The sequence below is a fragment of the Dactylosporangium cerinum genome (assembly GCF_042653625.1).
Taxonomy (GTDB): Bacteria; Actinomycetota; Actinomycetes; order Mycobacteriales; family Micromonosporaceae; genus Dactylosporangium; species Dactylosporangium cerinum.
In genome coordinates, this window is record NZ_JBHSIU010000041.1 from 265,231 (window position 1) to 284,238 (window position 19,008).

Annotated in this window: 17 protein-coding genes and 1 pseudogene; 10 read left to right on the plus strand and 8 right to left on the minus strand. The window is 72.6% G+C overall.

What is annotated here, in order from left to right; translation table 11 throughout:
* Window position 1: 1 nt before the first annotated feature.
* Window positions 2-1,426 carry an aldehyde dehydrogenase family protein gene (locus ACFPIJ_RS30240; RefSeq protein WP_380119862.1) on the minus strand — a complete coding sequence of 475 codons (1,425 nt, stop codon included), beginning with the start codon at window positions 1,424-1,426 and terminating at the stop codon, window positions 2-4.
* Between the two features lie 172 nt (window positions 1,427-1,598).
* Between ACFPIJ_RS30240 and ACFPIJ_RS30245 the strand changes: the two are divergent.
* Both ACFPIJ_RS30245 and ACFPIJ_RS30250 read left to right on the plus strand, forming a co-directional pair.
* Window positions 1,599-1,790 (plus strand): annotated as a pseudogene (locus tag ACFPIJ_RS30245) (helix-turn-helix domain-containing protein); the annotation flags it as partial.
* A gap of 124 nt (window positions 1,791-1,914) precedes the next feature.
* Window positions 1,915-2,436, plus strand: coding sequence for an MmyB family transcriptional regulator (locus tag ACFPIJ_RS30250; protein ID WP_380119864.1), 522 nt, complete (start codon window positions 1,915-1,917; stop codon window positions 2,434-2,436).
* Between the two features lie 39 nt (window positions 2,437-2,475).
* Here ACFPIJ_RS30250 and ACFPIJ_RS30255 read toward each other — a convergent pair whose 3' ends face one another.
* Together ACFPIJ_RS30255 and ACFPIJ_RS30260 are read right to left on the minus strand one after the other, a co-directional pair.
* A complete protein-coding gene (locus ACFPIJ_RS30255) occupies window positions 2,476-3,348 on the minus strand; it encodes an alpha/beta hydrolase (protein ID WP_380119866.1) in 873 nt (290 codons plus the stop codon).
* Window positions 3,349-3,370: 22 nt separating this feature from the next.
* Window positions 3,371-4,177 (minus strand): alpha/beta hydrolase family protein, encoded by an 807-nt coding sequence (locus tag ACFPIJ_RS30260; RefSeq protein WP_380119868.1) that lies wholly within the window; start codon window positions 4,175-4,177, stop codon window positions 3,371-3,373.
* 116 nt (window positions 4,178-4,293) lie between these two features.
* Here ACFPIJ_RS30260 and ACFPIJ_RS30265 point away from each other — a divergent pair, with 116 nt between their 5' ends.
* Window positions 4,294-5,418, plus strand: coding sequence for a PucR family transcriptional regulator (locus ACFPIJ_RS30265; protein WP_380119870.1), 1,125 nt, complete (start codon window positions 4,294-4,296; stop codon window positions 5,416-5,418).
* Window positions 5,419-5,464: 46 nt separating this feature from the next.
* Here ACFPIJ_RS30265 and ACFPIJ_RS30270 read toward each other — a convergent pair whose 3' ends face one another.
* Both ACFPIJ_RS30270 and ACFPIJ_RS30275 read right to left on the minus strand, forming a co-directional pair.
* Window positions 5,465-6,769, minus strand: coding sequence for a condensation domain-containing protein (locus ACFPIJ_RS30270; RefSeq protein ID WP_380119872.1), 1,305 nt, complete (start codon window positions 6,767-6,769; stop codon window positions 5,465-5,467).
* Between the two features lie 205 nt (window positions 6,770-6,974).
* Window positions 6,975-7,628 carry a hypothetical protein gene (locus ACFPIJ_RS30275; RefSeq protein ID WP_380119874.1) on the minus strand — a complete coding sequence of 218 codons (654 nt, stop codon included), beginning with the start codon at window positions 7,626-7,628 and terminating at the stop codon, window positions 6,975-6,977.
* 169 nt (window positions 7,629-7,797) lie between these two features.
* Here ACFPIJ_RS30275 and ACFPIJ_RS30280 point away from each other — a divergent pair, with 169 nt between their 5' ends.
* From ACFPIJ_RS30280 to ACFPIJ_RS30295, 4 genes are all read left to right on the plus strand, one after another.
* A complete protein-coding gene (locus ACFPIJ_RS30280; protein ID WP_380119876.1) occupies window positions 7,798-9,288 on the plus strand; it encodes a M1 family metallopeptidase in 1,491 nt (496 codons plus the stop codon).
* Window positions 9,289-9,450: 162 nt separating this feature from the next.
* Window positions 9,451-11,613, plus strand: coding sequence for a ricin-type beta-trefoil lectin domain protein (locus ACFPIJ_RS30285; RefSeq protein ID WP_380119878.1), 2,163 nt, complete (start codon window positions 9,451-9,453; stop codon window positions 11,611-11,613).
* A 73-nt stretch (window positions 11,614-11,686) separates the two neighbouring features.
* Window positions 11,687-12,514, plus strand: a complete 828-nt coding sequence (locus tag ACFPIJ_RS30290) for an NmrA family NAD(P)-binding protein (protein WP_380119880.1) — start codon at window positions 11,687-11,689, stop codon at window positions 12,512-12,514.
* A gap of 41 nt (window positions 12,515-12,555) precedes the next feature.
* A complete protein-coding gene (locus ACFPIJ_RS30295) occupies window positions 12,556-13,371 on the plus strand; it encodes an NAD(P)H-binding protein (protein WP_380119882.1) in 816 nt (271 codons plus the stop codon).
* Window positions 13,372-13,534: 163 nt separating this feature from the next.
* Here the strand turns inward: ACFPIJ_RS30295 and ACFPIJ_RS30300 are convergent, their stop codons facing one another.
* The gene (locus ACFPIJ_RS30300) at window positions 13,535-14,188 is read right to left on the minus strand and encodes a GNAT family N-acetyltransferase (RefSeq protein ID WP_380119884.1); all 654 of its coding nucleotides are present in this window, start codon (window positions 14,186-14,188) and stop codon (window positions 13,535-13,537) included.
* Window positions 14,189-14,308: 120 nt separating this feature from the next.
* On the opposite strand from ACFPIJ_RS30300, the gene ACFPIJ_RS30305 reads away from it, so the two are divergent.
* Both ACFPIJ_RS30305 and ACFPIJ_RS30310 read left to right on the plus strand, forming a co-directional pair.
* On the plus strand, window positions 14,309-14,743 hold the full coding sequence (locus ACFPIJ_RS30305; RefSeq protein WP_380119886.1) for an EAL domain-containing protein: 435 nt from the start codon (window positions 14,309-14,311) through the stop codon (window positions 14,741-14,743).
* A complete protein-coding gene (locus ACFPIJ_RS30310) occupies window positions 14,680-15,156 on the plus strand; it encodes a hypothetical protein (protein ID WP_380119888.1) in 477 nt (158 codons plus the stop codon). Before ACFPIJ_RS30305 ends, ACFPIJ_RS30310 begins: the two co-directional genes overlap by 64 nt.
* 6 nt (window positions 15,157-15,162) lie before the next feature.
* On the opposite strand, the gene ACFPIJ_RS30315 is transcribed toward ACFPIJ_RS30310, so the two are convergent.
* Entirely contained in the window at window positions 15,163-17,376 is a 2,214-nt protein-coding gene (locus ACFPIJ_RS30315) for a DEAD/DEAH box helicase (RefSeq protein ID WP_380119889.1), read from the minus strand.
* Between the two features lie 134 nt (window positions 17,377-17,510).
* Here ACFPIJ_RS30315 and uppS point away from each other — a divergent pair, with 134 nt between their 5' ends.
* Window positions 17,511-18,293, plus strand: coding sequence for a polyprenyl diphosphate synthase (uppS, locus tag ACFPIJ_RS30320; protein WP_380119891.1), 783 nt, complete (start codon window positions 17,511-17,513; stop codon window positions 18,291-18,293).
* A gap of 4 nt (window positions 18,294-18,297) precedes the next feature.
* Here uppS and ACFPIJ_RS30325 read toward each other — a convergent pair whose 3' ends face one another.
* Window positions 18,298-18,942 carry a CBS domain-containing protein gene (locus ACFPIJ_RS30325; RefSeq protein ID WP_380119893.1) on the minus strand — a complete coding sequence of 215 codons (645 nt, stop codon included), beginning with the start codon at window positions 18,940-18,942 and terminating at the stop codon, window positions 18,298-18,300.
* Between the last annotated feature and the right edge of the window lie 66 nt (window positions 18,943-19,008).

The following is a 19,008-nucleotide window of genomic DNA, read 5'->3' on the forward strand; positions in this document are numbered from 1 at the left end:
TTCAGCGCTGGATCGACTTCGTCTCCAGGAACTCCTCGAGGCCGTAGCGGCCGAACTCACGGCCGTTGCCGGACTGCCGGTAGCCGCCGAACGGCGCCAGCGGATTCCAGTGCGCGCCGTTGACGTCGACCTGACCGGTCCGCAGCCGCCCGGCGACCGCGAGCGCGTGGTCCGGCTCGCCGAACACCGCACCGCCGAGCCCGTACACGGTGCCGTTGGCGATCTCGACCGCATGGTCGTCGCCGGTGTACGGGATGACCGCGAGCACCGGCCCGAAGATCTCCTCCTGGGCGATGACGGCGTGCGGGTCGACGCCGGCGAAGACGGTCGGACGCACGTACGCACCGGTCCCGAGCCCGTCGATGCGGGCCGGGCCGCCGGCCGCGAGCGTGGCACCGTCGGCGATGCCCCGCTCGATGTAGCCGATGACCCGTTCCTGGTGGGCCCGGGTCGCCATCGGCCCGATCCGGGTCGTCTCCGCCAGCGGGTCGCCGACCGTGTACCGCCCGGCGGCCGCGACGACCAGGTCGACGATCTCGTCGTGGCGGGCGGCGGGGACCAGCATCCGCGACAGCGCCCCGCACACCTGGCCGCCGTTGGCGAACGCGCTCGCGAGGCCGTGTTCGACGGCCCGGGGCAGGTCCGCGTCGTCGAGGATCACGTTCGCGGACTTGCCGCCGAGTTCCAGCGCGACCCGCTTCACCGTCTGCGCCGCGACCGCGGCCACCCGCCGCCCGGCGCGGGTCGAACCGGTGAAGGACACCATGTCGATGCCGGGATGCGCGGCGATCGCCTCCCCCACGACCGGTCCGGTGCCGTGCACGACGTTGAACACCCCCGCCGGTACGCCGGCCTCCGCGACGACGTCGGCGAGGAGCTGCGCGGTCAGCGGGGCGATCTCCGAGGGCTTGAACACCATCGTGTTGCCGGCCAGCAGCGCGGGCGCCAGCTTCGACACGATCTGCTGCAGCGGGAAGTTCCACGGCGTGATCGCCCCGACCACCCCGATCGGCTCCCGCAGCACCAGCGACGTGCCGATCTCCTCCCGCCACGGGAAGTCCGCGGCGAGCCCGGCGAAGGACGCGGCCACCGCGACCGGGAACACCGCCTGCGCGGACCGCGACAGGGTGATGGGCGCGCCCATCTCCGCGGTGATCGTGGCCGCGATCTGCTCGGCGCGGGCGTGCAGGCCGTCGGCGATCCGGCCGACGGCCCGGGCCCGCTCGGCGGGCGGGACGGCGGCCCAGCCGGGGAACGCCGCCGTGGCCGCGGCGACGGCCGCGTCGACCTCGGCGGCGGTGCCGGCCGGGACCACGGCGACGACCTCACCGGTGGCCGGGTTGATGACGGGAACGGTGTCGCCCGTGCCGGCGACGGCCTTGCCGCCGATCCAGTGGGCGGGTGCGATGCGTGTCGGTGTGCTCATGCCCTCGACCGTGCCACCGGTCCGCGGCCGTAGGCATGCCCTGCCGATCCACGGATCCGGGCAGCTGTGACGCCGATCGCAGGACCGCCGGTGCCTGGATCCGCGCCGGTGGCGGCGTCAGTGTTGGCGCAGGTGCCCGGCATCGCGCCGGGACGGGAGGAGACTGGGCACCGTGGACCGGGCCCGACTCGCCGACTTCCTGCGGACCCGCCGGGAGGCGCTGCAACCCGAGGACGTCGGCCTGCCACGTGGCCGCCGGCGACGCACCGCAGGGCTGCGCCGCGAAGAGGTCGCCGTGCTGTCGGACATGTCGATCGACTACTACAGCCGCCTCGAGCAGCAGCGCGGCCCGCACCCGTCCGGGCAGATGCTCGCCGCCCTGGCCCGCGGGCTGCGCCTGTCCCTGGAGGAACGCGACCACCTGTTCCGGCTCGCCGGGCACGCCACACCGCACCGCGGCGCTGCGCGCCGACCACATCAACCCGGGCATGATGCGCATCCTGGACGGGCTGCAGGACGCGGCCGCCCGCGTGGTGAACAACGTCGGCGAGACGCTGCACCAGACCCGTCTCGCCGCGGCGCTGCTCGGCGACGACAGCGTCCACACCGGCCCGGCCCGCAGCATGCACTACCGGTGGTTCACCGACCCGGCGTCCCGGTTGATCTACCCGCCGGAGGACCACCCGACCCACTCCCGGCTCATCGCCGCCAACCTGCACGACGTCGCCACCCGCGACGGCCGCGGCTCGCGGGCCGCGCAGATCGCCGACGCGCTGCTGGCCGCCAGTGCCGAGTTCGCCGCGATCTGGCGGGAGCATCCGGTCGCCGGGCCCTACTGCGCCCCGAAACGCGTCCAGCACCCGCGGCTCGGGGTCCTGGACCTGCACTGCCAGACGCTCGTGGACCCCGACCAGTCGCAGCTGCTGGTGGTGTACACGGCCACGGCCGGCACCGAGTCCCACGAGAAGCTGCGACTGCTCAGCGTCATCGGCGATCAGCGCCTGCCGTGACCGGTGCAGACCCGGCTCACGGGCCGGTTCAGGGCTCGGTCACGGCCGGGTCAGCACCTCGCTGATCCGGGCGGCCGGCTTCGGGTCGGTCAGGATCGTGTAGTGGTTGCAGTCCGGGATGAGCTCCGCGCGCACCGGGCTCCGCGCCGTCCACTGCTCGACCAGGGGCTGCGGCAGAATCCCGGGTTCCTGGCCGAACATGCCCCGCGGCGCATACAGCAGGTCGGCGGGCAGCGTCAGCGCCTGCAGGTCCGCGCCAAACGTGGCGGCGTTGACGATCAGGTCCCGGCCGTCCGCGGCGACGGCGGCCGGGTCGACCCGGGAGCGGATCTCCCCCGGGTCGCCGGTGCTGTCATAGCGGGCGTACGCGTCGAGGTCGTCGTTCCAGGACGCGGCCAGGGCCGGATGGTTGCGGAAGAGCTCGACGTAGGCCTCCTCGGAAGGGAACGTCATCCGCAGCCGCAGGATCGCCGGGCCCAGGGTGGCCTCCAGGACCGCGTCGGGGTCGGCGCCGGCGGGGACCGGCAGCGGCAGGCCGCCGTCGATGAGCACCAGGCGGGTGAACAGGTCGGGGAACCTGGTCGCCGCCCGCAGCGCCGCGTACGCACCCATCGACTGGCCGGTCAGGACGACCGGCCTGCCGACCTGCCGGGCCACGGCGGCGAGGTCCCCGGCGTGGCGGTCCATGCCGAACGGGCCGGGCAGGGTGTTGCTGCGGCCCCGGCCGCGCAGGTCCAGGGCGAGCAGCGTCCACCCGGCCGGCAGGGCCCGGGCGACCGCCGCGAACGACATCGCTGAGGCGGTGATGCCGTGCGCGGCGAGCACGACCGGGCCGCCGTCGCCGGGGACGGCGGGCCCGGACCGCAGAGCGTGCAGCGGGCCGTCCGGGGTGGGGATCTCGACGCTGTCCATGGTGCTCCGTCTGGTCGTGGGGTCAGGGGACGAGGGCGTTGCGGCGCACGTCGGACCACGTGCGGGTGTCCGTGCAGATGCCGCAGGACGGACCGTAGAACTCGGCGCGGGCCGCGGTGTCGCCCATCAGCTGGAACCGGAACCAGGCGGTGGTCGGCGCCGCGAACGGGCCCGGGTCCCCGACGACGGTGAAGTGGTCGGCGCCCCGGACCTCAGCGTAGATCGCCGGGATGTGGGTCGCGTCGTTGTAGAACGCCTTCACCAGGAACGGGAACACGATGCTGTCGTACTGCCCGGCCAGCAGCAGCGCCGGCACGTGCACGTCGTCGATGTCGGCCAGGGGGCCGGGCTGGATCGGCAGGATCGCGTCGATGCGCGGGTCGGCGCCGACGACGATCGCGGCGGCGCCGCCCTGCGAGTGCCCGGACGCGCCGATGTGCGCCAGGTCGACCTTGCCCCGGAAGATGCTGGCGGGGTCGGCGTCGGCCGCGGTGAGGGCGTCGATGCCGAGCCGCATCGAGATGCCGAGGTTGGAGGCGGGGGTGTTGGCGGCCGAGACGATGAAGCCGTGGCTGGCCCAGTACAGCAGCAGGTCCCGGTAGACCAGCGGCGCGGCGCCGGTGCCGTTGCCCCACACGATCACCGGGTGGCGGCGCGGGCTCGAGGCGATGTCACGCGGGTAGTACAGGGTGTTGACCGCGCCGATCTGCACGGCGGTGGCGTAGGGGCCGGGGGCGTCCCAGGGGTCCGCGGCGGCGGCGGGCGTCGCGGGGACCAGGACCGCCGCTGCCACGCACGCGGCGGCGGCGAGGCGGAAACGGTGAGACATGGTGCCTCCTCGTTGCTTCGGGGGTCCTTGCATCGTCGGGGTTCACCCGGGCCGGTGTCTGTGCGCATCTGCGGCAATGATTGACGCGCCGGTTTGGGCAATGTGACGATGCCGGGATGCCGGACCTGCATGATCGGATGGCGTCCCGGCTCGACCGGCTGACCACCGAGATCGTCACCGGATGCGCTGCCGACGTGCCCTTCTACCGTGGACTGCCGGCCGCGGCGCTGGACGGTCCGGTCCGTGACTCGGTGAGCGCCGTGTTGGGCCTCCTGCTGAGGATGCTGCGCGACCCCGGCCCGCTGCGCCCCACGGACCTGACCTGGGTGGTGGAGCTGTCCGCCCGCCGGGCCCGTGACCATCTGCCGCTGGAGGCGGCGCTCGCGGCGTACCTCATCGGCGCCAGAGCATGGTGGCGCACGGTCACCGGGGTCGCCGGCCCCGACGAGCTCGCCGTGGCCGGGGCGCGCCTGCTCGACGGCCTGGCGGCGGTGATGCCCGCCGTCGTCCTCGCCCACCTCCAGGCGCAGGAGGACCTGCACAGCGAGTCCGCCCGGTCCCGGCGGGAGCTGCTCGCCGCGCTCCTGCACGGCGGCCCGTTCCAGACCCTGGCACAGGACGCCCGGCTCGAAATCGGCCGCCGGCACACGGTGCTCATGGTGCGCTTCTCGCCCCGCCCGCCGGACCGGCTCGTCCAGGTGGCGCTCGACGCGCACGCCGGCACCCCGGTCCTCGTCGACCACGTCGACGGCGTGGTCCTGCTCCCGGACGGCGTCGACGCCGAAGCGCTCCTCGCGAGCCTGCACGAGGCCCTTCAGTGCACGGTCCTGGCGGGCATCGCCGGCGCCGCCACACCCGCCGCGATCCCGGCCGCCGCCGCGGAGGCCCGTGAGGTCCTCGACCTGGTCGGCCGCCTCGGGCGCGGATCCGGCCTGTACCACTTCGACGACGTCCTCGTGGAATACCAGCTCGCCCGTCCCGGGCCGGGCCTGCACCGGCTCGCCGCGAAGCTCGACCCGCTGGGCGGGCACCCGTATCTGCTGGAGACGCTGCGCAGCTTCGTCCGGCACGGCCACAACCGCCGCCAGGCCGCCCTGGAGCTGCACATCCACCGCAACACCCTGGACTACCGGCTGCACCGCATCGCAACGATGACGGGCCTCGATCCGGCGGTGCCCGCCGACGCCCGGGTGCTGGCGGCCGCGCTCACCGCCGCGGACCTGCTCAGAGGTGCGGCGTAACGCCGACCTGCTCAGGGGTGCGCCGTGACGCCGGCCGTGGACCCGCTCAGGGGTGCGGCGTGACGCCGGCTGCGGCGACCGCGATGCGCTCCATGCCGCGCAGGACCCGCTCGCCGTCGGTGGGTGACACGTAGTCGGCGTCGAGCTGGATCGTGAGCCGCATGGTGCCGGGCGCGTCGTCGACGTGCACGAACAGCGGCTCGACCGCCGGAGCGTCCTGTTTGGACAGCCAGCGCAGCCCGGCCGGAGCGGCCCCGTTCCCGGGCGCGCTTTCGGCGGCGTTCAGGTCCTGCTCCCGGTTGGGGCCGCGGCGGTCGTTGTAGAAGCAGCCGATGTCGACGGCGGCCCGCTGCCGCAGCTCGCCCACGTCGTCCGGGTCGAAGTACGCGTACTTGTACGCCGGCAGCGTCAGCCGCCGGGTCCGCTCCAGCAGCTCGTCGAACGGGGTGTCCGCGACGTGCACCATGAGCAGCCCGGCCTGCACCAGGGTGCACACGACGTCGGACAGCCCGGCGCGGAACCGGTTGCTGACCGTCGGGCGGATCGCCACCGGGTCGATGCCGCTGACCTGGCCGATGGCCGCGACGTACAGCGTCATCAGGACCGTGGAGGAGTCGACACCGGTCTGCCGCACGATGGTGCGCACCGCGCGGTGCAGCTCCGGTGAGGTGAACTCGCCCTGCCAGAACCGCGGCGAGGTGCGGGTGACCGGCTCGGGGAACCGGCGTGGGCCGATCGTGCGCAGGATGCCGTCCCAGTAGCGCAGCGCGGCGGCGTTGTGCCGCTGCCCGGCCGGGGACCGCTGCCACTGCGCCTGCTGCAGCGGCTGCTGCCCGGTCAGCGGGGAGGTGTCGCGGGTCGACACGCCGGCGAGCATGGCCGCGGCGCCGGTGGCGTCGAGGGCGAAGTGGCTCAGCAGCGCGACCAGGTGGGTCAGTTCGCCGCCGCTGCGGACGGCGGCCATGCGGATCGGCCACTGGGTGGTGAAGTCGAGGTCGGTGTCGCGGTACCGGTCGTGCACCTCACCGGCGACCGTGCCGGGATCGCGGTCACCGGCGTCGACCACCTCCAGGGTGATCTCGCCGGCACCGGCGACCACCTGGGTGGGGCGCTCCCCGGCGGTGAGCCGCAGCCGGGTGCGCAGCGACGGGAACCGGCTCAGCAGGTAGCGCAGCTCGTCGGCGACGCCGTCGACGGTGCTGCCCGGCGGGAGGGGCTGCACCCCGCCGAGCGGCAGCCAGGTCTGCTGCCGCTGGATGGCCAGCCAGTTCTCCGTCTGCCCCCACGACAGGGGTCCCTCACCGGCGCCGTCGCCCTCGAACCGCACCACGACCCGCTCCGGTGCCTGCATGCGCCCGTCCTCCGATTGCATTGTTTCACGCATGAATCGCGCAAAACATCGACGACTTCTTGCTGGATTCGACGTTCAAGGTTGCAGATTTGTCAGTGGCCGTCAATGCCCGCGGCACGGTGAGCCGAAGCCGACGACCCGTGCCGGCGACCCGGCCGACGCACCCGCCACCGCCCGCCTGTGGACCGCAGCGAACCGCCCGCCGCTACACCCCCGACCGGTGACCCGCCCCGCCCGGCACATCCGGCGCGGCCGGCGCGTCGGCGGCGGTCTCCGCGAGGCGGACCAGTCTCCGAAGGTCCTGGAGCTGGTGGAGCCCCCCGAGGTCGTCGTGCGCGGGCCAGGCCCGCAGCCGGTCCCCGACGGCCTGCGCAACGGCCGCCAGCCGCTCGCGCTGCGCCGGTGTCAGCACCCCGTCCGAGGCCAGGCACGCGGCGACGCACGTGTCGACGTCCCCGGCCAGCGCGTCCCGCGTCCATGATCTCCGGCGTGGCCCGCGGCGCAGCGCGTGCAACGCGGCCCGCCGCGCGTCGCCGTACCAGCGCAGCGGGGCGTGGCTCGGATCAGGGCTGCCCGGGCGGGGACTGCGCTGCCCGAGCCGCTTCGCCGCCCGCCGCTCGGCCGCGTACCGGTCGACCTCCACGTGCCACGCCGCCCGGCTCGCCGTCAGCGCGTCCAGCGCGCGGAGCAACGCCGTCTCGTCGCGGTGATACGGACCGGCCAGCACCGCGAGGAAGCTCAGCGACGCATGGAATCCGATCGGCCGGTACAGCTGCACGCACGACCGCAGCGCCGACACCCGGCGCTGATGGGGCAGCGCCGCATCGCGCACATGGTTGGCGAAGGCGCTGAAGCTCACCGGCCCAGGCTACGGCGCGGCGTCCCAGGACATGGACCGACGAGAGCGGCAACGGGTTGCCGCTCGGCGCCGAAACCCCGGCCGGTGCACATATCCCGCACCGGCCGTTGCGCGGCGGCGGCCGGCTCCGATACGACGGTCCCTTGTGGACCGCTGATCGGGGGAATCGATGCGACACATGGTGGTGGCGGCGCTCGCGCTCGTCCTGATCACGCCCGCGACACCGGCCGCCGCGGCCGGGGTGCGGTTCCAGCCCGGCGCCGCCGGCATCGGCGACCCGCAGTACCCGACCGACGGCAACGGCGGCTACGACGTGCGGCACTACGACCTCGCGGTGCGGTACCGGCCCGCCATGCACCACCTCGACGGCCACGCCACCATCATCGCCACGGCCACGCAGAACCTGTCCCGGTTCAACCTCGACCTCATGGACCTGACCGTCGAGGCCGTCACCGTCAACGGGCAGCGCGCCACGTGGAGCCGCGACGCCGACGAACTCGTCATCACCCCCGCGCGAGGCCTCAACACCGGCCGGCCGTTCGTCGTCGACGTGCGCTACCAAGGAGTGCCGCGGACCTTCAGCGTTCCCGAGATCCCGCTCGAATCGCTGTTCATGCCGACCGACGACGGCGCGATCGTCGCGGGTGAACCGCAGTCGGGCGCGTCGTGGTATCCGGTGAACGAGCATCCGCAGGACAAGGCGACCTACACCGTGGCCGTCACCGTGCCCGAGGGCCTCACCGCGCTCAGCAACGGCGTGCTGCTGGGGTCCAGCACCCGCGACGCGTGGACGACGTGGCGGTGGGCGACCACGAGCCCGATGGCCAGCTACGTCAGCACCGTCGCGATCGGGCGGTGGCGCATCGACCAGCACCAGCACGACGGCCGGCAGACCATCATCGCCGTCGACGAGACGCTGCCGCCGGGCCTCGCCGACGATGCGGTCAGCCGCACCGACGAGATCACCGACTACCTCGAGACGCTGTTCGGGCCGTACCCGTTCGAGGCCAACGGCGCCATCGTCGAACAGCACGAACCGCTGCTGTTCGCCCTCGAGACACAGACCCGGCCGATCTACCCGGCGAGCTTCTTCGCCGACGGCCCCAACCCGTTCGACGACATGCTCGTCGCGCACGAGCTGGCACACCAGTGGTTCGGCGACAGCGTCTCCGTGCAACTCTGGCGCGACCTGTGGCTCAACGAGGGGTTCGCCACGTACGCCGAATGGATGTGGACCGAACACGACGGCGCCATGACGGTCCGGGAATGGTTCAACCTGTTCTACGACACACCCGTAGACGACGCCTTCTGGACCCCGCCACCGTACGACCCGGCCGCCCCGAACCCGTTCGTGATCTCGGTGTACCACCGCGGCGCGATGACCCTGCACGCCCTGCGGCTGCGCATCGGCGAAACCGCGTTCTGGCGGACGATGCACGCCTGGACCGCCGGGCACCGCCACGGCAACGCCTCCACCGCCGACTTCATCGCCCTCGCCGAGCACGAGTCCGGCCAGCCGCTCGGCGCGTTCTTCACCGCCTGGCTCAGCGGCCCGACGAAACCACCGAACCCCGACCCGCTCCCGCCAGGCCTGCGCGGCACGACACCCGCCGCCTGTGCCGTCGTACCCCACGCGCAGCTGCACCGGGTCACCTGCTGAGCGATTCGACGGCCGTCGCTACTTGACATGCCGGAGAGGCCGACGCAACACTTTGGCCATTGCTGAGAGCGCTCTCACCGCCATGACGGCGCCCGGCAGATGAGCAGAGAGAGCAGGTAGGCCATGAGAGCCGTACCAAGAACGCTGTACCGCGTCCTGGTTATGACAACGTTGACAGCCCTGGCCGCGTTCGGGCTCACCATGACCACGGCGGACGCGGCCGTGGTCGGCAACCCCATCCTCGGACCCGGCGGGAAATGCGTCGACGTCGCCGGCGACGACACCGGGGTCAACGGCGCCGCCGTCCAGCTGTGGGACTGCCAGAGCACCGCCGCCGACCAGCACTACACCTGGAACGGCAGCGCGCTGACCGCCATCGGCCGCTGCCTCGACATCACCAGCGGCGGCACCGCCAACGGCGTCAAACTGCAGTTGTGGGACTGCAACGGCACCGGCGCCCAGCAATGGACCGCACAGGCCGACGGCTCACTGCGCAACCCCCAGTCCGGCCGCTGCATGGACTCCCCCGGCGGCGCCACCGCCAACGGCACCCGCCTGCAGATCTGGGACTGCAACGGCACCGGCGCGCAGAAGTTCGCGCTCCAGACGACCCAGCCGCCGACCGGCAGCTGCCCGACCTACTCCGAAACCCCCGACTTCGGACCCAACGTCAAGATCTTCGACCACAACTCCAGTGACGCAACCATCCAGGCCGCACTGAACAGCGTGTTCGAGGCCACGAAGTCGACGCAGACCGCACAGTTCCAGACCCGCCGCGACGCGCTGCTGTTCAAGCCGAGCGCGACCCCGTACAACGTGGGCGCCAACATCGGGTTCAACACCTCGATCTCCGGGCTCGGCCTCAACCCCGACGACACCCGGATCAACGGCGCCGTGACCGTCGACGCGTTCAACGCCAGCGACGCCGGCAACGCCACCCAGAACTTCTGGCGCTCCACCGAGAACCTGTCCGTCAACACCCTCGGCGGCACCAACCGGTGGGCGGTCGCGCAGGCCGCGCCGTTCCGGCGGATGCACATCATCGGCGGGCTCAACCTGTTCCCCGCCAGCTACGGCTGGGCCAGCGGCGGCTACATCTCCGACTCGAAGATCGACGGCAACAGCGAATCCGCGTCCCAGCAGCAGTGGTACACCAAGGACAGCCAGCTCGGCAGCTGGAGCGGCTCCAACTGGAACATGGTCTTCTCCGGCACCCCCGGCGCACCGGCGACGAACTTCAACACCAACCCCGCGGCCGGCCCGCGCTACACGACCCTCGCCACCACACCCGTCTCCCGCGACGTGCCGTACCTCTACATCGACGGCGCCGGCAAGTATCGCGTGTTCCTGCCGAACCTGCGCACCAACGCCTCCGGACCCAGCTGGGCCGGCGGCTCCACGCCCGGCACCTCGGTGCCGATGAGCACCTTCTTCGTCGCCAAGCCCAGCGACTCCGCCGCCACGATCAACACCGCCCTCGCCAACGGCTGCAACATCTTCTTCACCCCCGGCGTGTACCACGTCAACCAGACGCTGCACGTCACCAAGGCGAACACGACCGTCCTCGGCATCGGGTACGCCACCATCATCCCGGACAACGGCGTCAACGCGATGGACGTCGCCGACGTCGACGGGGTCCGGATCAAGGGCCTGCTCTTCGACGCCGGCACCACCAACAGCGACACCCTGCTCAAGGTCGGCCTGTCCAAGACCGGCGTCTCGCACGCCGGCAACCCGACCACCATCCAGGACGTGTTCTTCCGCATCGGCGGCATGGTCGGCGGCAAAGCCACCAACAGCCTGGTCGTCAACACCAACAACACCATCGTCGACCACACCTGGGCCTGGCGCGCCGACCACGGCAGCGGCGTCGGCTGGACCGTCAACACCGCCGACACCGGGCTCATCGTCAACGGCGACAACGTCCTCGCCACCGGCCTGTTCGTCGAGCACTATCAGAAGAACGAGGTCATCTGGAACGGCGCCAACGGCCGGATCATCTTCTTCCAGAACGAGATGCCCTACGACCCGCCGAACCAGGCCGCCTGGATGAACGGCTCCAGCCAGGGCTACCCCGCCATCAAGGTCGCCTCCGGGGTCACCACCTTCGAGGCGTGGGGCCTGGGCAGCTACTGCTTCTTCAACGTCAACAACACCGTCGTCTCGGCCCGCGCGTTCGAGGTGCCCGCGGTCGCCGGTGTGAAGTTCCACAACATGGCCGTCGTCTCCCTCGGCGGCGTCGGCACCATCTCCCACGTCATCAACAACACCGGCGCAGCCGCCAACTCCACCACCAACAACGTGTACCTGCTCAACTTCCCGTAACCGATGTCGCGGGGGCCGCTCCGGCGGCCCCCGCCCCGGTAGACGAACACACATGCAACCGCGGGTCTCGGCTATGGAACGTCTCACCCCGGTGCACTGCAATGGATGCATGAACGAAATCCTGGTCCTCGGCGGCACCGGCAAGACCGGCCGCCGCATCGTGCACCGCCTCCAGTCCGCCGGCTTCCCGGTCCGGGTCGGCTCCCGCACCGCACCGATCCCGTTCGACTGGACCGACCGGGCCACCTGGACCCCGGCGCTCAACGGCATCGAAACCGTTTACGTGTCCTACTACCCGGACCTGGCCGTGCCCGACGCACCCGACGCCATCGGCGCGTTCACCACGGCCGCGGTCAACGCCGGCGTGTCCCGGCTGGTCCTGCTGTCCGGCCGCGGCGAGGACGAGGCCGCGACCTGCGAACGCATCGTGCAGGGCGCCGGCATCGACTGGACGGTCCTGCGCTGCAGCTGGTTCAACCAGAACTTCAGCGAGGACTATCTCCTCGACGCGGTCCTCGCCGGTGAGGTCGCCCTGCCCGTCGACGACGTGCCCGAGCCGTTCGTGGACGCCGAGGACATCGCCGACGTCGCCGTGGCCGCACTGACCCAGGACGGGCACACCGGTCAGGTGTACGAGCTCACCGGGCCCCGCCTGCTCACCTTCGCCGACGCGGTCGCCGAGATCGCCGCCGCGACCGGCCGGCCCGTCACGTTCGTCCGGGTCCCACCGCAGGACTACGCCGCCGCCCTCCCACCCGAGGTCGCGGAGCTGCTCATGTACCTGTTCACCACGGTCCTGGACGGCCGCAACGCGCACGTCACCGGCGACGTGCGGCGGGTCCTGGGCCGGGAGCCCCGCGACTTCGCCGACTACGCGAAGGCAACCGCCGACGTCTGGTAAATCGCTGGCGCGACCGGCGCGAACGGGTGTTGCATGCCGCCATGATCATTGTCACCGGCGCATCCGGCGCCCTCGGCCGGCTCGTCGTCGAACAGCTGCTGACCCGCTTCCCGGACCGGCCGGTCGGGGCCGCCGTCCGCGACCCCGGCCGGTGCGCCGACCTGGCCGCCCGCGGCGTCGACGTCCGCCACGGCGACTACGACGACCCGGCCACCCTGCGCACCGCGTTCCGGGACGCGGACCGGCTGCTGCTCGTCTCCTCCCCCACCCTGGACGGCGAGGTGCGGACCCGCCAGCACCTGGCCGCGGTCGACGCCGTCGTCGCGTGCGGGGTGCGGGCCGTCGCGTACACCAGCTTCCTCGGCGCCGACCAGCCCGGCGCGGCGCAGGGCCCGAACGCCGCCCACCACGCGACCGAACGCGCGATCGTCGACAGTGGACTGTCCTGCACGATGCTGCGGAACCCGTTCTACACCGACGCGTTCATCAACGCCGGCCTCCGCGACGCGGTCACCGCCGGCGTGCTGACCAGCAGCACCGGCGGTCGCGGCCTGAACACCGCAACCCGGGCCGACCTCGCCGCGGCCGCCGCCAACGTCCTGACCGACGACGCCCACCTCGGCCACGGCTACGACCTGACCGGGCCCCTGTGGACGTATCCGCAACTGGCCGCGGAGCTCACCTCGGTCAGCGGCCGGACCGTCACGTCCGTCGACGCCCCCGTGGACACCCCGCTGGGGTTCCTGATGAACCTGGCCAAGGCCGGCCTGCTCGAACGGCAGACCACGGACCTGGAGCTGGTCCTCGGCCGGCCGCCGACCACGCTCCGGCAGGCGGTGACCGCCGCCCTCGCCTGATGTCGGGCCTGCGGTGCGGGCCACACCGCGTAAGGCATCCTAGGACACTAGGTTCCAGAACTCGATGGCCGCCCGGCGCAGGGCGGCCATCATCGGCGGGCGGCCCCTCGCCGGCCCGGGCCTGGCCACCGGCACCGCCGGGTAACCCCGGGTAACCCCGGGGTCAGCTGGGTGAGGGACGCCGGTGCAGCAGCAGCTCGGAGGCGACGGGGCGGAAGCCGGCGGCCTGGAACGCGCGGATGCTGCGGGCGTTGCCGGCCGCCTGCTGCGACCAGACCGGCTGGCCCGCCGGGACGAGGTGCCGGGCGGCGGTGGCCAGGGCCCGGCCGAGCCCCCGATGGCGCACCGCCTCGTCGACCTCGATCGCGGTCTCCCAGCGGCCCGCCACCCCGCGGCCGAGGATGACGATCCCGCCCTCGGTGGTCCAGACCCGCACGTCGTCGCGGTGGTCCAGGGCCCTGCGGACGCGGGGATGCGCCGGGTCGGTGAGCTCCCGCAGCCGCACCGGCGGGTCGCCCGGCAGCGGCGGCGCCACGGTCAGCAGATCGATCGTGTCGGTGCCCCGGCCGGTGCGGTCGAGCAGCGCGGACAGGAACCGCGGGTGCATCGCCGCGGCGAGCGGGTCGCAGTCGACGGCGGCGAGGGCCGAGCGCACCCACTGCGGATCCTCGTCGGTGAACACCACCGAATGGGCGGTGAACGCGACCACCCCCGCGTCCCGCGGCCCCGGCTGCGCGACGACGGTCACGCCGCCGTCGGCGGGCGGGAACCGCCCCGCTGCCGCCGCGTCGAGAAGCTGTGCGAGGGTCGCCGTCATCCGGTCACCCTACGGTGAACTTCTCAAGACCCCCGCCACACCGCCGATGGAGCAGGAACAGCGCATCCTCTGGGAGGCGGGCATGGCGGACAAGACGGTCCAGACCCGGGGCTGGACGCTGTGGTCACGCAGCGGCTACCGGGGCCCATCAACGACATCGAGTTCAGCGCCGCCGGCGCCGCGCTGCTGCCGACCCTGGAACCCGACGTGGTCAAGCTCAACCATCAGCTGATCTCCAGCGGGCTCGGGCAGGCCAACGTCGCGCTGATCGCCGCGATGGCCGAGTGCGAGCGGACCCGCGCGGCCCTGCTGGTGGAGCGGGTGGAGAACAGCGACGCGTCGATGATCGCCCGGGCCGCCGGGTCGTACTTCCAGCAGGGTCACCTCCTGGGCAAACCGGGGCCGCTGCCGGAGCATCTCCCGCAGCCGTTGCACCCGATCCCGCTGCTGGTCCATCCGGACCCGGACGAGGCGGTCAGCACCCGTGGAGCGTGCTGTCGACCGGCGGCGCCCGGCAGACCTCCGCCGTCAGCCAGGCTGGGCTCGACCACCTGATCCTGGGCATCACGACCAGGGCCGCCGTCGGCGACCAGGCACCCGCGGTCGCGGTCGTCACTCCGGCCGGCGCCGCGACGATGGCGCCGGAACGGCCGGTGATGTTCACGATGCTGCTGGAACACTGCCCGCTCATCATCGTCGTCGGCCCGGACGTGTCGGCGTGGAGCAGCTGGCGGGTCAGGGCCGCCGACATGCCGGCCGGGCACGCGTTCGCGCACGAGACCTGTTTCGTGGTCCTGTCCCCCGGGCTGTCGATGGCCGTCGCCGGTTGGCCGCACGGCGGGCACCCGCAGGACCCACCGGTGTGGGACATCGCCGTCAGCCAGAGTCCCGATCTGTGCCGCACGGTGATGCGGCAGATTCTGCGCACCGTGGACACCCTCGCCGGCGGGGTCCACCACCACGGCTGACGGCCGCTACGGGGACCGGGTCACCGCCGCCGGGCGGTCGTCGTGCTGGCGGCGGGGCTCCGGCGTGCCGGCCAGCCGCTGCTGCTCCTCCGCCACGATCATCCGGGCCAGCTGCACCTCGGAGATGTCCACGGCGCCCGGCGCGGCCTGCGCGATGGTGCTGTGCCGGACGTACGCGTCGAACAGCTGCGCCTTCGAACCGAGGATCTCGATCATGCGCTCGTCGACCGAGTCCGCGATCAGCAGTCGGTGCACCTGGACCGTGCGCACCTGCCCCATCCGGTGTGCCCGGGCGATCGCCTGCGCCTCGATGGACGGCTTGACCTGCGGCTCGCACAGGATCACCACGGAGGCCGCCTGGATGTTGACGCCGACCCCGGCCGCCTCGATCTGGCAGACCAGGACGGCCGGCTTCTTCGCGGCGGTGAACTCGTCCACGATGCGCTGGCGGTCGGCGACCGGTGTCGAGCCGGTGATCGGCCCGCGCGCATCGGCACCGAGCGCGGCACCCACCACGGCGAGGACGTCACGGAAATAGGAGAAGACCACGACCTTGCGTTTGGCCGCCATGGCCTCGTGGGCGAGCTCGAGCAGCCGGGTGAGCTTTGCCGAGTCGTTCGGCCGGTGTACGGCGAACGCCGCCCGCCGCATCGCCATGAAGTTCCCTTCCCGCACCGCGGTCCGGTACGCCGCCGCGTCCTCGGCGCCGAACTCCTCCCACTCGTCGACCTGCACCAGCTCCGGCAGTTCGGTGAGCACGTCGGGCTGGTTGCGGCGCAGGTACACCGGTGCGGCCGCGCGCCGGAACGCCTCGACACTGATCGCCGCGTGCTCGGGCCCCATGTCGGCGGCGATCTCCGGCCGCAGGTGGTCGATCAGGGCCCGGAACTCGTCGATCCGGTTCTCCATCGGGGTGCCGGTGAGGAACAGCACCCGGTCGGACTCCGCCGCGACCCGGTTGACCGCCTGCGAGCGCTTCGCGTCGGGGTTCTTCACGTAGTGCGCCTCGTCGACGATCAGCATGGCGGGCCTGGGCGGGGGCAGCTGCAGCGCGCCGAGCGAGCCGAACGTGACCACGCCGACGCCGCCCTGGGCCCGCCACCGGGCGACGGCCCGCGTCCGGCCGTTGCCGTGCAGCGTGACGACCGGGATCGTCGAGTGCTTGGCGACCTCCCGACTCCAGTTGATCAGGACACTGGCCGGGCACACGACGAGAAAGTGGGTGGCGCCCCGCGCGGCCAGGTGCGCCATCGCGGCGATGGCCTGGACCGTCTTGCCGAGCCCCATCTCGTCGCCGAGGACGACGCGCCGCTGTACCAACGCGAAACGAGCACCGAAGGACTGGTAACCGCGCAGTCGCAGGTTGTCGCTGAGCCGGGACGTGTCCAGCTGCTGGGCGCCGACCCGCTCGACGATGTCCGCGGGCAGGAACCCCTCGCTGGCCGCCACGTCACCGCCGAGGCCGACGACCTGGCTGAGCAGGCCGTAGTAGTCCGCCGAGCGCTGCTCGAAGTCGCGCCAGGCCTGCCGGTCGGTGGGGGTGCGCAGCGCGCGGAGGTCCCGGGCCGCCTGCGGCACGGCGGTGTCCAGCAGCGCGCCGATCCGCCGCGCGGCGTCCTCGGCGACGGCCCGGTCCGCGGCCCGCATGAACAGCCGGCGCAGCGGCCCGACACCGGCCGGCGCGGCGACCGGCCGCAGCGCGGCGAGCTCCTCGGCGAGGCGTCCGGCGTCGGCCTCGTGCGCCCCGGCCGCGTGCCACACCATGCCGAACCTGGCGAGGGCCCGCACCAGCCGGGTCATCTCAGGGTTCTTCGGGTCGAACTCGATCCGGAACTGCAGCGAGTCCTGCGCCGCCCGTTTGAGCTGCTCGGCGGCGTGGATGGTCTTGCGGGCCGTGCCCTCGCCGATGCCGGGCACGCCGATCAGCCGCGCCGGGCCGGCCCGCAGCACGTCGGCCACCGACCGGATGCCGTGGGCGGGCAGCTCGTCCAGCCTGGCCCGGCCGTCCACGGTGTCCTTGACCGTCTCGACCGACATCTGCTCGAGCGCGGTCCACACCTGGGGCTCGCGCGCGATCTCATACGCCTCGACGACCTCCGCGCGGGCCGCGCCGACGGTGTCGACGATCGCTTCGGCGTCGGCCTGCACCTCGGCCGCACGGGCGAGCAGCGCCCGCACCTCCCTGCGACTCCAGGCCGTCATGGGGGGCTGCGGAGACATGCCCTTGAACGTACCGACAGACCGCCCGTGGCGCTCGCCGGGTACCTCCGGGAACACCGGGCGTGTTGTGAGGGTGTTGTGGAGGCATCCGCGATCAACGGACCGGCGGCGCCGGCGGTGGTTGAATCGCGCGCATGCGGAAGTCCCTGCAGCGCACCGTCTACACGATCTACGCACGCCGGCTCCGGGCCCAGCTCACCGGCGCGGACCTGCCCCGGCACATCGCGATCGTCATGGACGGCAACCGCCGCTGGGCCAGGCAGGCGGGTTTCGAGGACGCCAGGATCGGCCACCGGTACGGCGCGGAACACCTCGACGAGGTGCTGCGCTGGTGCGCCGAGATGGGCGTCCGGCACGTCACCGTGTTCGTGGCGTCCGTGGACAACCTGCGCAAGCGCGCCGCCGACGAGGTCGGCAACCTGATGCGCATGATGGAGGAGGTCGTCGCCGAGCGCCTGCGGAAGCCGACCAGCATCTGGCAGGTGCACCTGGCCGGCCGGCTGGACGTCCTTCCCGACTCGACCCGCCATGCCCTGAAGCTGGCCGAGGAGGCCACCCGGGACAACGGCGCCGACTTCCACCTCACCATCGCCATCGGGTACGACGGCCGCGAGGAGATCGTCAACGCCATCCGGTCGCTGCTGGAGACCGCGAAACGGGCCGGCCACAGCATCGACGACGTCGCCGAGCGGCTGAGCGCCGACCAGATCGCCGCGCACCTCTACACCCGCGGTCAGCCCGACCCCGACCTGGTCATCCGCACCAGCGGGGAGCGCCGGATGTCGGGCTTCCTGCTGTGGCAGGCCGCGTACTCCGAGCTGCACTTCTGCGACGTCTACTGGCCCGGGTTCCGGAAGGTCGACTTCCTTCGCGCGCTGCGGTCCTACGCCGCCCGGCACCGCCGGTTCGGCGCGTAGCCCCTCACGCCGGTGACAGGTGGCTGACGACGTCGACGACCCCGTCGACCCGCTCGATCCGGCGGACCAGCGCCGGGACGAGCGAGCCCTGCTCCACCGTGCCCAGCAGGGTCACCACCCCGTCGTCGACCTCGACCCGCACCTGGTCCCGCGGCACGCCGGCCACGCCTTTGAGCGCCTCGTCGACGATCTCGCGGCGGATGTCCGCGTCCGTGCGCAGGAACACCTTCAACAGGTCCCGGCGGGTCACCATGCCGATCAGCCGGCCCGTGCCGTCGACGACCGGGAGCCGCTTGAGCTCGTCGTGCTCCATGGCCCGGGCCGCGGCGACGACGGACGTGGTGCTGGTGACGGTGACGGCCGGGGCGTTCATCAGCTCGCCGGCGGCGGTGCCCTGGGCCTTGCCGCGCGCCTGGCGGGTGTGCCGGCCCTCGAAGGACCGCGGCTGGTCGCCGTCCCCGGCGAACTCGATCTTCGGCACCAGGTCGGCCGACGACACCACGCCGACGACCCGGTCGAACCTGTCGACGACCGGCACCGCGTTGATCTCATGGGCCTCCAGGAGGTCGACGATCTCCTTGAACGGCGTGTCCTCCTGCACCGATATCGCGCCGATCGTCATCACGTCGGCGACGTTCCAGCGGCTCATGGCAATCCTCCCTCGTGCGGCTCCTGCGCCGAACGTATGGCTCCCCGGACCCTCGCGGCAGGGCAC

Excerpts from the sequence above, each read along its gene's own strand:
- ACFPIJ_RS30240 (WP_380119862.1), bottom strand. The coding sequence starts at position 1,426 with ATGAGCACACCGACACGCATCGCACCCGCCCACTGGATCGGCGGCAAG.
- ACFPIJ_RS30250 (WP_380119864.1), top strand. The coding sequence starts at position 1,915 with ATGATGCGCATCCTGGACGGGCTGCAGGACGCGGCCGCCCGCGTGGTG.
- ACFPIJ_RS30255 (WP_380119866.1), bottom strand. The coding sequence starts at position 3,348 with ATGGACAGCGTCGAGATCCCCACCCCGGACGGCCCGCTGCACGCTCTG.
- ACFPIJ_RS30260 (WP_380119868.1), bottom strand. The coding sequence starts at position 4,177 with ATGTCTCACCGTTTCCGCCTCGCCGCCGCCGCGTGCGTGGCAGCGGCG.
- ACFPIJ_RS30265 (WP_380119870.1), top strand. The coding sequence starts at position 4,294 with ATGCCGGACCTGCATGATCGGATGGCGTCCCGGCTCGACCGGCTGACC.
- ACFPIJ_RS30270 (WP_380119872.1), bottom strand. The coding sequence starts at position 6,769 with ATGCAGGCACCGGAGCGGGTCGTGGTGCGGTTCGAGGGCGACGGCGCC.
- ACFPIJ_RS30280 (WP_380119876.1), top strand. The coding sequence starts at position 7,798 with ATGCGACACATGGTGGTGGCGGCGCTCGCGCTCGTCCTGATCACGCCC.
- ACFPIJ_RS30285 (WP_380119878.1), top strand. The coding sequence starts at position 9,451 with ATGACAACGTTGACAGCCCTGGCCGCGTTCGGGCTCACCATGACCACG.
- ACFPIJ_RS30290 (WP_380119880.1), top strand. The coding sequence starts at position 11,687 with ATGGAACGTCTCACCCCGGTGCACTGCAATGGATGCATGAACGAAATC.
- ACFPIJ_RS30295 (WP_380119882.1), top strand. The coding sequence starts at position 12,556 with ATGATCATTGTCACCGGCGCATCCGGCGCCCTCGGCCGGCTCGTCGTC.
- ACFPIJ_RS30300 (WP_380119884.1), bottom strand. The coding sequence starts at position 14,188 with ATGACGGCGACCCTCGCACAGCTTCTCGACGCGGCGGCAGCGGGGCGG.
- ACFPIJ_RS30315 (WP_380119889.1), bottom strand. The coding sequence starts at position 17,376 with ATGTCTCCGCAGCCCCCCATGACGGCCTGGAGTCGCAGGGAGGTGCGG.
- uppS (WP_380119891.1), top strand. The coding sequence starts at position 17,511 with ATGCGGAAGTCCCTGCAGCGCACCGTCTACACGATCTACGCACGCCGG.
- ACFPIJ_RS30325 (WP_380119893.1), bottom strand. The coding sequence starts at position 18,942 with ATGAGCCGCTGGAACGTCGCCGACGTGATGACGATCGGCGCGATATCG.